At 35.6% G+C, this 14,568-nt stretch carries 15 protein-coding genes; 6 read left to right on the top strand and 9 right to left on the bottom strand.

Annotation, left to right across the window (positions count from 1 at the left end; translation table 11 throughout):
• Positions 1 to 22: 22 nt before the first annotated feature.
• Positions 23 to 790, bottom strand: coding sequence for a 3'-5' exonuclease (locus tag BST91_RS06725; RefSeq protein ID WP_042280296.1), 768 nt, complete (start codon positions 788 to 790; stop codon positions 23 to 25).
• A 187-nt stretch (positions 791 to 977) separates the two neighbouring features.
• Between BST91_RS06725 and BST91_RS06730 the strand changes: the two genes are divergently transcribed.
• Complete coding sequence (locus tag BST91_RS06730) at positions 978 to 1,364, top strand: hypothetical protein (RefSeq protein WP_085774905.1); 387 nt, start codon at positions 978 to 980, stop codon at positions 1,362 to 1,364.
• Here the strand turns inward: BST91_RS06730 and trhA are convergent.
• The 3 genes from trhA to BST91_RS06745 all read right to left on the bottom strand — a co-directional run bounded on the left by trhA (position 1,359) and on the right by BST91_RS06745 (position 3,991).
• Positions 1,359 to 1,985, bottom strand: a complete 627-nt coding sequence (gene trhA, locus BST91_RS06735; RefSeq protein WP_085774906.1) for a PAQR family membrane homeostasis protein TrhA — start codon at positions 1,983 to 1,985, stop codon at positions 1,359 to 1,361. The two genes, BST91_RS06730 and trhA, sit on opposite strands and share 6 nt — an antisense overlap.
• Complete coding sequence (locus BST91_RS06740) at positions 1,985 to 2,935, bottom strand: NAD(P)H-dependent flavin oxidoreductase (RefSeq protein ID WP_085774907.1); 951 nt, start codon at positions 2,933 to 2,935, stop codon at positions 1,985 to 1,987. The genes trhA and BST91_RS06740 overlap by 1 nt, the downstream gene beginning before the upstream one ends.
• Before the next feature lie 123 nt (positions 2,936 to 3,058).
• The gene (locus BST91_RS06745; protein WP_060524647.1) at positions 3,059 to 3,991 is read right to left on the bottom strand and encodes a peptidylprolyl isomerase; all 933 of its coding nucleotides are present in this window, start codon (positions 3,989 to 3,991) and stop codon (positions 3,059 to 3,061) included.
• Positions 3,992 to 4,112: 121 nt separating this feature from the next.
• Between BST91_RS06745 and BST91_RS06750 the strand changes: the two genes are divergently transcribed.
• Positions 4,113 to 4,748, top strand: a complete 636-nt coding sequence (locus BST91_RS06750; protein ID WP_085775692.1) for a hypothetical protein — start codon at positions 4,113 to 4,115, stop codon at positions 4,746 to 4,748.
• A gap of 46 nt (positions 4,749 to 4,794) precedes the next feature.
• Here BST91_RS06750 and BST91_RS06755 read toward each other — a convergent pair whose 3' ends face one another.
• The gene (locus BST91_RS06755) at positions 4,795 to 5,340 is read right to left on the bottom strand and encodes a hypothetical protein (protein WP_157546912.1); all 546 of its coding nucleotides are present in this window, start codon (positions 5,338 to 5,340) and stop codon (positions 4,795 to 4,797) included.
• A gap of 192 nt (positions 5,341 to 5,532) precedes the next feature.
• Positions 5,533 to 7,725, bottom strand: a complete 2,193-nt coding sequence (gene recQ / locus BST91_RS06760; RefSeq protein WP_085774909.1) for a DNA helicase RecQ — start codon at positions 7,723 to 7,725, stop codon at positions 5,533 to 5,535.
• Positions 7,726 to 7,810: 85 nt separating this feature from the next.
• Here recQ and BST91_RS06765 point away from each other — a divergent pair, with 85 nt between their 5' ends.
• The 3 genes from BST91_RS06765 to BST91_RS06775 are packed head-to-tail and all read left to right on the top strand — an operon-like array spanning position 7,811 to position 9,963.
• Positions 7,811 to 8,776 (top strand): KpsF/GutQ family sugar-phosphate isomerase, encoded by a 966-nt coding sequence (locus tag BST91_RS06765; RefSeq protein WP_085774910.1) that lies wholly within the window; start codon positions 7,811 to 7,813, stop codon positions 8,774 to 8,776.
• Between the two features lies 1 nt (position 8,777).
• On the top strand, positions 8,778 to 9,599 hold the full coding sequence (tatC, locus tag BST91_RS06770; RefSeq protein ID WP_085774911.1) for a twin-arginine translocase subunit TatC: 822 nt from the start codon (positions 8,778 to 8,780) through the stop codon (positions 9,597 to 9,599).
• Between the two features lie 16 nt (positions 9,600 to 9,615).
• Entirely contained in the window at positions 9,616 to 9,963 is a 348-nt protein-coding gene (locus tag BST91_RS06775; RefSeq protein ID WP_060524643.1) for a carboxymuconolactone decarboxylase family protein, read from the top strand.
• A 54-nt stretch (positions 9,964 to 10,017) separates the two neighbouring features.
• Here the strand turns inward: BST91_RS06775 and BST91_RS06780 are convergent, their stop codons facing one another.
• From BST91_RS06780 to BST91_RS06790, 3 genes are all read right to left on the bottom strand, one after another.
• A complete protein-coding gene (locus tag BST91_RS06780; RefSeq protein WP_157546913.1) occupies positions 10,018 to 10,683 on the bottom strand; it encodes a hypothetical protein in 666 nt (221 codons plus the stop codon).
• Positions 10,684 to 10,838: 155 nt separating this feature from the next.
• Entirely contained in the window at positions 10,839 to 12,644 is a 1,806-nt protein-coding gene (gene typA, locus BST91_RS06785; RefSeq protein WP_042280309.1) for a translational GTPase TypA, read from the bottom strand.
• Between the two features lie 185 nt (positions 12,645 to 12,829).
• Positions 12,830 to 13,558: a bacteriorhodopsin-like gene (locus BST91_RS06790; protein WP_042280311.1), complete on the bottom strand. Its 729-nt coding sequence runs from the start codon at positions 13,556 to 13,558 to the stop codon at positions 12,830 to 12,832.
• An 81-nt stretch (positions 13,559 to 13,639) separates the two neighbouring features.
• Between BST91_RS06790 and BST91_RS06795 the strand changes: the two genes are divergently transcribed.
• On the top strand, positions 13,640 to 14,521 hold the full coding sequence (locus BST91_RS06795; protein WP_085774913.1) for a Brp/Blh family beta-carotene 15,15'-dioxygenase: 882 nt from the start codon (positions 13,640 to 13,642) through the stop codon (positions 14,519 to 14,521).
• Positions 14,522 to 14,568 lie beyond the last annotated feature (47 nt).

The raw sequence follows: 14,568 nt of genomic DNA on the forward strand, positions 1-14,568 counted from the left end.
TGAGGAATCAACATACAACATCTTATTTATTGAAACCTTGAAGTTTGATGGCAGTGAGAACTTTTTTAGTGTATAGTGGGAAGTCAGCATTTTGTATCCAACTGTAATATCCTGGTTCTTGATTAAGGACATCTACCACTTTTTTACCGCGGTGTTTACCAAAATTAAAACACTCCTCACCTTCCTTATTATAAACTATCATTCCAGCAAAATCGACAGATTTACGTTGGGTTGAAAATTCTGATAAATACTTAATGTTATTTTCTAACTCAGGATATTTATCCAATTGACCTTTAAGCACTTCATAGGTGGCTATGGTATCAGCTTCTGCGCTGTGTGCATCAGTTAAATCTTTATTACAATAAAATTTATATGCTGCCACTAGGGTACGTTGTTCCATTTTATGAAATATATTTTGGACGTCCACGGCATGTCTTTTTCCCATATCAAAATCTACGCCTGCACGCAGCATTTCCTCTGCCAGCAATGGTATGTCAAAACGGTTACTGTTATAACCAGCAAGATCACTGTCCTTAATGATATTGTTGATCTCGTGAGCTAGCTGCTCAAAGGTAGGTTCATCTTTTACCATATCGTCAGAAATACCATGAACAGCCGTGGTAGCAGGTGGAATGGGTATAGTTGGATTTACTCTATATGTATAGGTCTTTTCCTCGCCATCAGGAAATATTTTATGTATGGATATCTCTACAATTCTATCTTTAGAAATATTTACACCAGTAGTTTCAAGATCAAAAAAACAAATTGGCCTGTGCAGTTGTAATTGCATATAATTATGATACGGTTTTAAAATGAGGTAGGTTATTTATTACGCTTTCGCGAAAGCGTAACCATCAACTTTCAAGTAACTGTTAATTACACCATACCCTATTCCAATATGATTATTATTATTTTTACAAATATACCGGTTAACAATTTTTAGGCATGGTATATGCTTATTAAAAGTAAACAGATTCATGAAAGCATTATTAACAATTCTTATTCTCTTTTTTTTAGGTTCTCAACAAAATCCTCATGAAGGAATACTTATCACAATAAAAAAGGACCGACGCAGCATTACTTACGTCGCAGAAAATATTACCGAAAAGGATTTAGATTTGTTCTTCATGGTTAAAAGTGAAGGTTTTAGGCGTAGTGCAGACCGACCAATAATTAAAACCATTCCTGCAAAAGAAAAGGTAGATCTAATTCAATTAATTCCTCTCAAAAATCGTAGAGACACCGTTCATAGCTATACAGCCATCGTTACAAAACCAGAAAATAATTTGAATATCACAAAAGGTGATAGTATTTCATTAAAGACCAATCGAGCTGCAGAAAAGGTGAAAAAGAAAACATTATAAGGTAAATACTAATAAGTAGTGACTGAAGCTACCTGCCAAAACGAATAAATGCCAAATTACATGGTTAAAATATAGTTTGTTCCAAGCGTAGAAAACTATTCCTACTGTAAAAAAGACGCCGCCAGCGATTAGATACGTAAGTTGATCCTCAGAAAACTCTCTAGTAACCGTGTCAATATCTAGTACGACTAACCATCCCATTACCAAGTAAAGTAAGCTGGAAAAGGCTTCAAATTTTCCCGTAAAAAACAACTTCCATATGGTGCCGAACAAAGCGATAGACCAGACAGCAATAAGAATAGTAGGCCCATTGCTATCCCATAAAACAGATAAACAAATAGGCGTATAGGTTCCTGCTATGGACAAGTATATAGCAATATGATCAGCTTTACGCAATTTAAATTTCAGCTTACCAGGAATTACGTAATGATAGGCTGCGGATGCGCTGTATAAGAAAACTTGTGATACAAAATATATTACTGTTCCCAGTTTTAAATTGAAATAATCAGTTTGATAATCTGAAAAAAGATAATAGATAGAAAAAGCTAGGAACAAAAGAATTCCTATCCCATGTGTTGCGACATTCCAATTTTCCTCTTGGGCGGTTTGAGCTCTTCCCACTAGAAATTGACTTTAGATAATTCTTGTTTTGCGGTATTGAACTCGTTTATCATATTTTCAACAACTTGTGCCGCTGGAATAATATCGTCTATAAGTCCAGAGATTTGTCCGATTTCCAACTCACCTTCGTTCATATCTCCTTCAAACATTCCTTTTTTAGCCCTAGCTCTTCCTAATAATTGTTTAAGATCTTCAATACTTGGATTTGAAGTATATAACTCTTGAACATCTTGCCAAAATTTATTTCTTAATAAACGTACTGGGGCAAGCTCTTTTAAGGTGAGATGAGTGGCTCCTTCACCAGCATCAACAACTGCTTGTTTAAAAGACATATGGCTACTAGCCTCATGGGTGGCTACAAATCTACTTCCTACTTGTACCCCATCGGCTCCTAAAGCCATTGCTGCAAGCATTCCTTGACCTGTGGCTATTCCACCTGCCGCCATAAGCGGGATATCAATAGCTTTGGCAACTTGTGGTATTAAAGTAAGCGTCGTACTTTCTTCTCTTCCATTATGTCCACCAGCTTCAAAACCTTCTGCAACTACTGCATCAACTCCAGCTTCTTGAGCTTTTAATGCGAATTTTACAGAGCTCACTACATGAACCACCTTTATACCAGCTTCCTTCAGAATAGGTGTGTACGTTTTAGGATTTCCGGCGCTTGTAAAAACGATAGGCACTTTTTCTTCAATAATTATTTCGAGAATTTGATCCAAATCTGCATACAATAATGGAATATTAACTCCATAAGGTTTATCAGTACTATTTTTAGTTTTTTGAATGTGTTCCTTAAGTACATGAGGATACATGGATCCTGCACCTAGTAAACCTAATCCACCTGCATTACTTACAGCACTTACCAATTTGTGACCACTTGCCCATATCATTCCTCCTTGAATAATGGGATATTTAATATTAAATAATTCAGTAATTCTCCTAGGATTCATTATTAAGTATTAGTTTTTGTAAAAATAAGAATTGAAGTCTTTAACAGGATTATAAACTATAATAAAACACAAAAGCCAGGTAATTTATAACCTGGCTTTTTTATAAAATCTGGAAGTTCTATTTTACTTTACATCCATTAATTCAACGTCAAAAACAAGAACAGCATTTGGTGGGATTACTCCACCAGCTCCTGAAGCTCCATATCCTAAATGAGAAGGGATAACTAATCTTGCTTTGTCTCCTACTTTTAATAGAGAGATACCTTCATCCCAACCAGGAATTACTTGTCCCATCCCTAATGGAAACTCAATAGGCTGATTACGGCTGTATGAAGAATCAAATACCTTTCCATTTGCAAGCATTCCTTTGTAATGTACACTTACAGTTTTACCTTTTTCTGCTTGTTTACCTTCTCCATGGTTGATTATTTGATAACGCAATCCGCTTTCCGTTTTATTAAATCCGGCTGCGATCTCTTCTAATTCTTGTTCTGCTTGTTTTTTGGCTTGCTCTTCTCTTGCTCGAGCTGCTCCTTCAAATTGTCTAAAAGATTCTACTGCGTTAAACGCTTCGGCATTTTCACCTTGTCTTAAGATAGATACTTTTTTAATTTCATCTCCTTGTTCTATCGCATCAACTACATCTTGACCTTCCATCACCTTTCCAAATACAGTATGCTTGTCATCTAACCAAGCTGTTTCTACATGTGTAATGAAAAACTGAGAACCATTTGTTCCTGGACCAGCATTGGCCATACTAAGAACTCCAGGACCATCGTGACGTAATTCTGGATGGAACTCATCATCAAATTTATATCCTGGTCCACCAGCACCTGTTCCTTGTGGATCACCACCTTGAATCATAAAATCAGGAATTACTCGATGAAATTTTAATCCATCGTAATAAGGTGTTCCTTGAGGCTTTGCCTGATTCTCTAAATTACCTTCGGCTAGTGCCACAAAGTTTCCTACAGTTCCAGGAGTTTTGTCGTAATGTAATTGCACCAAAATTTCTCCTTTGGTAGTATCAAATTTTGCGTATAATCCTTCTTGCATTTCTAAATTTTTATAGTTGCAAAGATACGTTGTTCAATTAAGTATTTCTTTGAGATTTCTACTTTGGAAAGATGAGTGATATTAAGTAATTTCCATGTCAAACTTTAAAACCAACCAAATTATGACAAGAGCAGAACAACTCGCATTCTGTAATCAATGTGTTAATCGTAAAATGGATCTTGAAAAAGGTATGCTATGTAGCTTTACTAATGAAAGGGCAAATTTTGATCCAGTTTGCGAGAAATATGAAAAGGACCCGACCTACATAAATCGTACTACACCAGTAGAAGCTGGATTACAAATCACTTCACAACAATTCGAAAAACTTAAAACGGAACAGAATTTACCTCTTGGAATTACAGCTGCCTTAATCACAGGAATAGTTGGTTCTATTTTATGGGCTCTTATCACAAATTCAACTGGTTATCAAATAGGTTACATGGCTGTGGCAATAGGGTTTGCAGTAGGGTTTGCTAACCGTGTTGCTGGAAAAGGCGTTGAGCAATATTTTGGAATTATTGGAGCTTCAATTGCATTATTGAGCTGCGTCGTTGGAAATTTTCTCAGTATTATAGGAATGATAGCAGATAGTGAAGGTTTAGGTTACATGGAAACATTAAACCTATTTGACTGGTCATTATTCTTTCCAGTAATGGCAGAAACCTTTAGTGTTATGGATATATTATTTTATGGTTTTGCGGCTTACGGAGGTTATAAATATTCTTTTAGGAATTTAGAACCAGAGGATTTACAATAATCTAGATTGTAAATAAAACAGCCGCTCGTTGAGCGGCTGTTTGTTATTATTGAGACTTTCTTTCAAAGAAAACTCCATTATCAAATGCATCGTCATCATCTGGGAAGTGACCAAAATCTTGATTTGTACCGCTGTTTCTATATGGATTAACATATCCTCTAGCAGCAATTAACTTTCCACGACGGTTGTAGCGCACATCAAGTCCACCTACTCTACTTAACCAACCTCTTGTATAATCTACTCTTATGTTTCCTACTTTTCTTACACGTCCACGAGAATCATAGAAAATACGAGTATTTCCAATTTTAGTGACTTCACCGTATCGATTATATCTTATGAAGTTATTTCTTGTAGCGACTCTTCTTCCTCTCATTCTGCGATCGCTACTACGGATACCTGCGTCAAATGATAATCTACCTGTAGGAGATATTGCATAATCCACTCCTCGATGATTAAAAATAACTGCTTGTGAATTACGTATCCTACGGTTATTATTTTCAAAATCATGACTGTCACTCTTATTGATTTCAAAAGCTGAGGCATAGTTCAAAGACATTAAACCTAGTGCCATAAATAGTAATACTTTTTTCATGATTTTTATGTTTTAATGATGCCTACTCTATAATGATTTTCGGCTTCCTCTATTAATTGGATTTCAAAAGCCGTGCCAGTTAGGTTTTAACCATCCAAACTAAGTTATAACGAACTGATTAATAGATAAATAAAAAAGCTTTAAACAGAATTGTTTAAAGCTTTAATACACAATAATTTATGTTTAATAACCCTAATTAGCTACTTCACTTATAAATTTTAATCGATATAATCTCAATTCTTCCTCTTCATAGTCACCGTCAAATTCATCCATAGCCACATCAATCTTATCACTTTCTGATTCCAGGAAATAATCGTGAAGTTCTTCTTGTTGATCTTCATCAAGCATTTCATCAATCCAATATTGAATATTTAATTTTGTACCACTATATACGATACTTTCAAGTTCACCTATAAGCTCATTCATCTCCATTCCCTTTGCACTAGCCATATCATCAAAGCTTAGTTTACGGTCAATGCTAGTGATGAAGTAAAGTTTATTTCCAGATTTTGAACCTGTACTTTTAATTACAAGGTCATCTGGTCTTGTAATATCGTTATCTTCAACATATTTTGATATCAAATCAATAAAAGGCGTACCGTATTTACGAGCCTTACCTTCACCTACACCATGAATATTTGCGAGCTCTTCCAGAGAAACTGGATATTTTGTAGCCATGTCATCAATGGAAGGATCTTGAAAAACAACATACGGTGGTACGTTCTTTTGTGCCGCTACCTTTTTACGTAAATCTTTTAGAAACTTGACAAGTTGAGTATCAACTGCACCGCCTTTTCCAGAGCCAATAACCTTATCATCACTTTCACTATAACTATGATCATCGGTCATCATGAAACTTGATCCAGAAAGTAAAAACTCTTTACCTTCTTTCTTCATTTTTAAGGTACCATAGGATTCAATATCCTTACGTATATATCCTGCAACCATTATTTGACGTACCAGCGCCATCCAGTAGTTTTTATCTTTATCCTTACCACTACCAAAAAAATCATGTTGATCCAATTTATGACTGCTTATCATGGCATTAGTTTTACCCTTGATAATATTGACGATGTCTTTGGCCTTGTATCTTTCACCAGCATCAGAAATTACTTTGAGTAATTTTTTTACATCCTCAACGGCTTCTTTTTTGGGTTTAGGGTTTTTCATGTTATCGTCCATGTCACCGCCTTCACCAGTTTGTGGATCAAACTGCTCTCCGAAATAATGAAGAATAAACTGTCTGCGGCTCATGCTAGTTTCTGCATAGCTTACCATTTCTTGAAGTAATGCATGACCGATTTCTTGTTCAGCAATCGGTTTTCCCGACATAAATTTTTCTAACTTCTCAATATCTTTATAAGAGTAGTAGGCAAGGCAGTGTCCTTCACCACCATCTCTTCCTGCACGACCAGTTTCTTGATAGTAAGATTCTATACTCTTAGGTATATCATGATGAATTACAAAACGTACATCAGGTTTATCGATTCCCATCCCAAATGCAATTGTCGCGACTACTACATCAACGTCTTCCATTAGGAACATGTCTTGGTGATTTGCTCTTGTTTTTGCGTCGAGCCCTGCATGATAAGGAACTGCTTTTATACCATTAACTTGCAGTACCTGGGCAAGCTCTTCTACTCTTTTACGGGATAAGCAATAAACGATACCAGACTTACCTTCATTTTGTTTAATAAATCTAGTAATATCTGCATCTACTTGAGCTGTTTTAGGACGTACTTCATAGAATAAGTTAGGTCTATTAAAGCTTGCCTTAAAAGTGGTAGCATCTGTTATTTGGAGATTTTTTAAAATATCCTCTTGCACCTTTGGAGTTGCTGTTGCCGTAAGACCAATAATTGGAATATTAGCTCCTATTCTATCAATGATTTTACGCAGGTTGCGGTATTCAGGTCTAAAATCATGACCCCATTCACTTATACAGTGCGCTTCATCTACCGCAAGAAAAGATATTTTTTGCTCCTTGAGAAATTCTACATATTCCTCTTTGGTCAGTGACTCTGGTGCTACATACAATAATTTACATTCACCACTAGTAATATCATTCATTACACGTTGAATATCTGTTTTTGATAGTGAACTATTGAGTACATGCGCTACTCCATCACTATCAGAAACTCCACGTATTGCATCAACCTGATTTTTCATTAAAGCTATCAATGGTGATACCACGATTGCGGTACCATCCTGCATAAGTGCAGGTAATTGATAACATAATGACTTACCACCACCAGTAGGCATGATGACAAAGACATCATTACCATTAAGTAGGGTCTTGATTACATCTTTTTGTAATCCACGGAATTTATCAAATCCAAAATATTTCTTGAGGCTTTCTTCTAGAGAGACTTGTGTTTCTGCCATCCGGCGCTTGTGTTTTTGTTATCTTTGTAAGCTAAATTTACGACTAAATTAGAATATTTCAAATTACTATTAAATCTTATCACTCTTGGATTTAGAAAATAAAGCTCTTGAAGCTGCAAAAAGAACAGTAAGCATTGAGGCACAAGCTGTTAATAATTTAATAAATAGTATTGATTCCGCTTTCGCGAAAGCGGTATTATCCATACATAATTCAAACGGTAGGGTCATCATTACTGGAATAGGTAAAAGCGCCATAATCGCGCAAAAGATAGTAGCTACCATGAACAGTACTGGGACACCAGCTATTTTCATGCATGCCGCTGATGCAATACACGGTGACCTAGGAATTATACAGAAAAATGATGTTGTTGTGTGCCTGTCAAAAAGTGGTAACACTCCAGAAATAAAAGTACTTGTTCCACTAATAAAGGATTTTGGCAACCTTTTGATAGCAATTACTAGTCATAAAGATTCCTTTTTAGGTAAGGAAGCAGACTTTATCCTACATGCTCCTATTGAGGAAGAGGCTTGTCCCAACGGCCTTGCTCCTACTACCAGTACAACTGCTCAACTAGTTATAGGTGATGCTCTTGCGGTAAGTCTGTTAGAATTAAAAGGGTTTAGTGACAAGGATTTTGCAAAATATCATCCAGGTGGCGCTTTAGGTAAAAAACTTTATTTAAGGGTTGATGATCTTGTTTCTCAAAATAAAAAGCCTGAAGTATCTGCAACCACAAGTTTACGTGAAGTGATCATTAATATTTCAGAAAACATGCTAGGGATGACGGTTGTGACTAGTGAGTCTAAGGCTATAGGTGTTATTACTGATGGAGATTTAAGAAGAATGCTCACTAGTGGTCGTAATATAGACGATTTACAAGCTCACGATATAATGAGCGATCACCCTAAAACTATCGATACAAATGCGATGGCAGTTGAGGCTAGAGAAACCATGGAGGAATACAATATTTCTCAACTAGTGGCTACCAATAACGGTGAGTACGCAGGTGTTGTTCATATTCATGATTTAATAAGAGAAGGTATCTTATAACATGGCTAGAAAAAAAGTAGACCCTAACAACATGTCATTTCTTGATCACGTAGAGGAATTGCGATGGGCAATTATACGATCTATAGGTGGCGTGCTCTTAATGGCAATTGTTGCCTTCATTTTTAAAGATGTAGTAATCGACGGTGTTCTTCTGGGACCTAGTAAAAATGATTTTATCAGTTACCAGAAATTTTGTGAGTTTGCTAAATGGCTAGGATTTGAAAGTGAATTTTGTAATCCTAATTTAAATTTTGCTACTCAAACTAGAAAAATGCCTGATTTATTCAGTGCTCACATTTGGACTTCGATTACGGTAGGATTTATAACCGCTTTTCCATGGATTCTATGGCAATTTTGGAATTTTATCTCTCCAGGGCTTAAACCAAATGAACGTAAATATTCTAAAGGGTTTATCATCGCAAGCTCATTATTGTTCTTTACTGGTGCGTTATTCGGTTATTATTTGATCGCTCCGTTATCAGTACATTTTCTAGCTACCTATGAATTATCAGAACTTATTAAGTTTGAACCTGATTTAAATAGTTATATAGGTTTAGTAAGAGCCTGTGTTCTTTCCTGCGGAATCATGTTTGAACTACCTATAATCGTGTACTTTTTAACCAAAGTAGGATTGTGTACACCACAAGCGATGCGCAAATACCGCAAGTTTGCACTAGTAATTGTCCTAATAGTTGCTGCTGTGATAACGCCACCTGATATTCAAAGTCAGATAATAGTTGCTATACCTGTGTTAATTTTATACGAGTTAAGTGTTTTCATATCTATGTTTGTACTTTATAGACAACGTAAAAAAGTAGCCTAATAAGGCATTTAATTTTATGAGTAATATTGTAGAAGAATTCAATAGTTATCGTGCCAAAATGAACGATGCTATTCTTGAAGATAACAATAAAGTTATCAAACGTATTTTTAATCTAGACACAAACGCCTTTACTGAAGGTGCTTTGGACAAGAAGACTAAAGAACTTTTAGGTCTAGTAGCAAGTACTGTTTTAAGATGTGACGACTGCGTGCGCTATCATTTACAAGCTAGTAAAGAAGCTGGTCTTAAAAAAGAAGAAGTGGTTGAGGCTTTGTCAATCGCAACCTTAGTAGGCGGTACCATAGTCATTCCACACTTAAGACGTGCGTATGAGTATTGGGATGCTCTAGAACAAGAAAACTAAAAAACAATAACGTTTTTATTGAAAGGTCTGTGATGGTTCACAGGCCTTTTTTTATTAAGATTTAATGAGCCAATCTTCATTTTGAACTGTAGAAAACCCAATAATACCATAATCGATATCATACCATATTTTATTCACATTAACCGTAATATTGGTATGTGAATCAACATATTCTAATGTTGTACCTGAATTGATTTCAACTACACGATAAAATGTTCTCTCACCAATGGTCATCACTTGTTCGGGTTGGTCAAAAAAACCATTAAGCACTACTCCATCAGTAAATTGCGTTGCATTATTATTATAGTAGCTGAATAGTAATTTCACATTAAAGTTGCCAAATCTTGAGAAATCTGCAACGTAGGCCAGAGTAGTTTCAAAACTAGTTCTAGGATCGTCTATTGTGAAATGAATGGTTGAATATTCCGTTTGATATCTAGGTATTGAATACCAGCCAGTAGTTCCTCCTCGCTGACTAATTCCTTTATTTACTCTTTGCACACAAGCTTGTAGTTCTAATTCATCATCATTTACAAATGATATGCAATCACCTACATCGTAAACATTTTTTACAATGAGGTCCTTTTGTTCTTCATTAAACTGGTACACTGGTCCATAAAGTCTAACATCTTTAATTTCACTTTCTTCTTGTACTTCTTCACATGAAGCAACCAGTATCATAGTAAAGCATAGCAACAATAGAATTTTAAAGTAATTCATAATAAATGATTTTCAACCAAATTAGTTGAATTATAGACTTTTATATGATGTATTCTACAAATTGTTAGAAGTTAAACTTGTAAAAATTACAAATGATCATAAAAAAAAGGTCTGTGATTGCTCACAGACCTTTTGTAATTATTTAAACGAAGTTTTTAACCTAATTCTTTCGCTCTTCTTTTACGTTCATTCTCATCAAGGAAAATCTTACGTAATCTTATGAAGTTAGGTGTTACCTCTACATACTCATCTTTTTGTATGTATTCCAGTGCTTCTTCTAGAGTGAATTTAATCGGCGGAGCGATTTTCACCTTATCATCTGCACCTGCACTACGCACGTTAGATAATTTTTTAGTCTTTGTAAGGTTTACGACAAGATCATCTGCTCTTGAATTTTCACCTACCACTTGACCTGTATAAATCTCTTCACCTGGCGCTATAAAAAACTTACCGCGATCTTGAAGTTTATCTAATGAATAAGGGATAGCTGTACCTTTTTCCATCGAGATTAACGATCCATTAATACGACCTGGAATTTCTCCTTTAAATGGTTCAAATGCTATAAAACGGTGATTCATAATCGCCTCACCAGCTGTCGCAGTAATTAACTGATTTCTTAATCCTATGATACCTCTAGATGGAATTTTAAATTCAATAACCATACGATCACCTTTAGGAGTCATACTAGTCATTTCACCTTTTCTCATAGTAACCATTTCAACAGCTTTACCACTAACGTTTTCTGGTAAGTCAATGGTAAGTTCTTCTACTGGCTCACATTTAACACCATCTATCTCTTTGATGATAACCTGTGGCTGCCCGATTTGAAGCTCATACCCTTCTCTTCTCATAGTCTCTATAAGAACCGACAAGTGTAACACACCACGACCAAAAACCATAAACTTATCAGCGCTATCTGTATCTTGCACTTGCAGAGCAAGATTCTTCTCAAGCTCCTTAGTTAAACGGTCTTTAATGTGCCTAGAAGTAACAAATTTTCCATCCTTACCAAAAAATGGTGAGTCGTTAATAGTAAATAACATACTCATTGTAGGCTCATCAATCGCTATAGTTTCCATAGCTTCAGGATTTTCATAATCGGCGATAGAATCTCCAATCTCAAAACCTTCTAAACCTACAACAGCACAAATATCTCCTGCTTGAACTTCGGCTACTTTGGCACGGCCCATTCCATCAAATACGTTAAGCTCTTTGATTTTAGACTTCATCTGGCTACCATCACGTTTACACAAGGTTACTTGCTGCCCTTCTTTAAGAGTACCTCTAGACACTCTACCTATCGCAATACGACCTGTATAACTAGAGTAGTCTAATGAAGTAATTAGCATTTGAGTAGTACCTTCACTCACTTTAGGAGCAGGTATGTGCTCAATTACCATATCTAGTAACGGCTCGATAGAATCTGTTTGATCTTGCCAATCGTCACTCATCCAATTATTTTTGGCACTACCGTATACCGTTGGGAAGTCCATTTGCCATTCTTCGGCACCTAATTCAAACATCAAGTCAAATACTGCCTCGTGAACTTCGTCTGGTGTACAGTTTTCTTTATCTACTTTGTTAACAACTACACATGGTTTAAGTCCCATGTCAATTGCTTTTTGAAGAACAAAACGAGTTTGAGGCATTGGACCTTCAAAAGCGTCAACCAGTAACAAAACCCCATCGGCCATGTTAAGAACACGTTCTACTTCACCACCAAAATCGGCGTGACCAGGAGTATCGATAATATTAATTTTAGTTCCTTTATAGGTAACCGAAACGTTTTTTGCAAGAATGGTAATACCACGCTCACGTTCTAGGTCATTATTATCTAAGATTAATTCTCCAGTAGATTCATTCTCACGAAAAATCTCACAATGGTGTAAAATCTTGTCTACCAGGGTAGTTTTACCGTGGTCAACGTGTGCGATAATCGCGATATTTCTGATGTCTTTCATTATAGTACCTTAATTTCAGGCTGCAAAAGTACTCTTATTTATTGGTTTTTAGGCTTTTTATTTTTATTGCAGTGTTAATTTGTACTCGCTTTCGCGAAAGCGTAATCCCAAAAACATCATCCATAAAAAAAGACCTGTGGCACAACAGGTCTTTTAAAAGGGGAAAACGAAAGTAAATCTAGTAATTAAGCATTTTTACTTTGAACTTGTACAGCTAGATTGTAGATAACTAACCCAAACCCAATTTTATTAATAGCGTCACCTATGTTGTATACAACATCAAGGTCCAATCCTCCAAAAATCGATTCGTACCAACCTGGAGTTCCTGCCATATACCCTATCGGGTAAATGGCCCATCCCACTAGTACAAACCAGCACAAGGTTTTATGAGCGCTCAAAACGTAGCCACCTGCTTGTTGTGCGAGTTTTTTCGCCTCGCCAAACCAGATGATTGCAACAATCCAGAAGTAAGCTAATCCTGAAACTAATCCCCATAACCAGGCATTGTCCCTATCAACTGCTTCGCCAAAGTATCCTGTTACAAGCATTACAACTGAAAGTAAAATGAGTTTCCACATTAAAGATTTCTTTGCACCAGCGACCTTAAGAATTAAATAAAATTCAACGCACATTAAAGGTACCGTAAGAACCCAATCCACATATCTAAAAAATACTGGTGATTCTGCAAAAGAAGACCAATAATCTCTCATATACCAATAGTGAACCGCAGCAATGAAAGTGATCAATCCTGAAACTAAAATAGAGACACGCCATTTTCTATCAAAAGAATTCATGGAAAGAAAAAAGAAGGCGCTGGCAGCCATCATAGCCATACAGCCTACAAAAAACGAAAACCCTACGTAATCATTGGGAGCGATTTTTGAAACTTCGGTAAGTAATAATAAAGTATTCATAATAAAATGTTTTTGTTGAACTAAATTTACAAAACTTTAAACATATTTGTTTAACTTTATAATGTTAATTTTAAACAAAAAATGTCTTACCAAGGTTTATATCGTATCATTTTAATACTAAGTTTCCTTTGTTTATGGGTGTCAACACGCATTTCTGAAGATTGGGAAAATGGATTAGGATTGGTATTAATTTTATCAATTGGAGTCATACATGGCGCTAATGATGTGCGAATTCACCTTAACAAAAGTGAACGTTCTACTAAAAGGATACTTTCATTCATATTGAAGTATATAGTTGTGGTGTTACTAGGAACCATAGGGTTTTTTCTTTCACCACAAATTACCCTTGGACTTTTTATCCTGGTAAGTGGATATCATTTTGGACAAGAACATTTTGAAAAATACCAATTACCTGCTTCCTGGAAAAACAATCTATTTGTAGCGGCTTATGGATTATTAATCCTATTGATGCTATTCAAAATTAATTCTAGTCAAAGTCTAAATGTTATCAATGAAATAGTATCCATGAACATAACTGAGCAGCAACTGTACTATGCACTTCTTGCTACATGCGTTATCCTCGTTGCTACTGGAGCCTATCAATTACGAGGTCTTCCTTTTAAGACGATTGCTAAGGAATTATTATATCTAGCTGTCATCTTTATTATTTTTAATACAAGTAGTCTATTATGGGGATTTGCCATCTATTTTGTTTTATGGCACAGTATACCTTCTATGTACACTCAAATCACTTTTTTATATGGCGACTCAAATCAGTCACATGTTTGGAGTTATATTAAATACAGTTCACTGTATTGGATCGCTTCATTAATATTCTTAGGTGTTTTGTATTTTTTTCTTCAAGAAAGAACTCAATTCTTGCTGACTATTATAGTTGCATTCTTAGGAGGAATAACGTTTCCTCACGTATTCGTCATGGATAAAATGATCAAAAAAGCATAAAACCGTTTTACGATTTAACGTTTAACACATTAAGAACGTTAAGTCTT

Source organism: Nonlabens tegetincola, from assembly GCF_002117085.1.
Taxonomy (GTDB): domain Bacteria; phylum Bacteroidota; class Bacteroidia; order Flavobacteriales; family Flavobacteriaceae; genus Nonlabens; species Nonlabens tegetincola.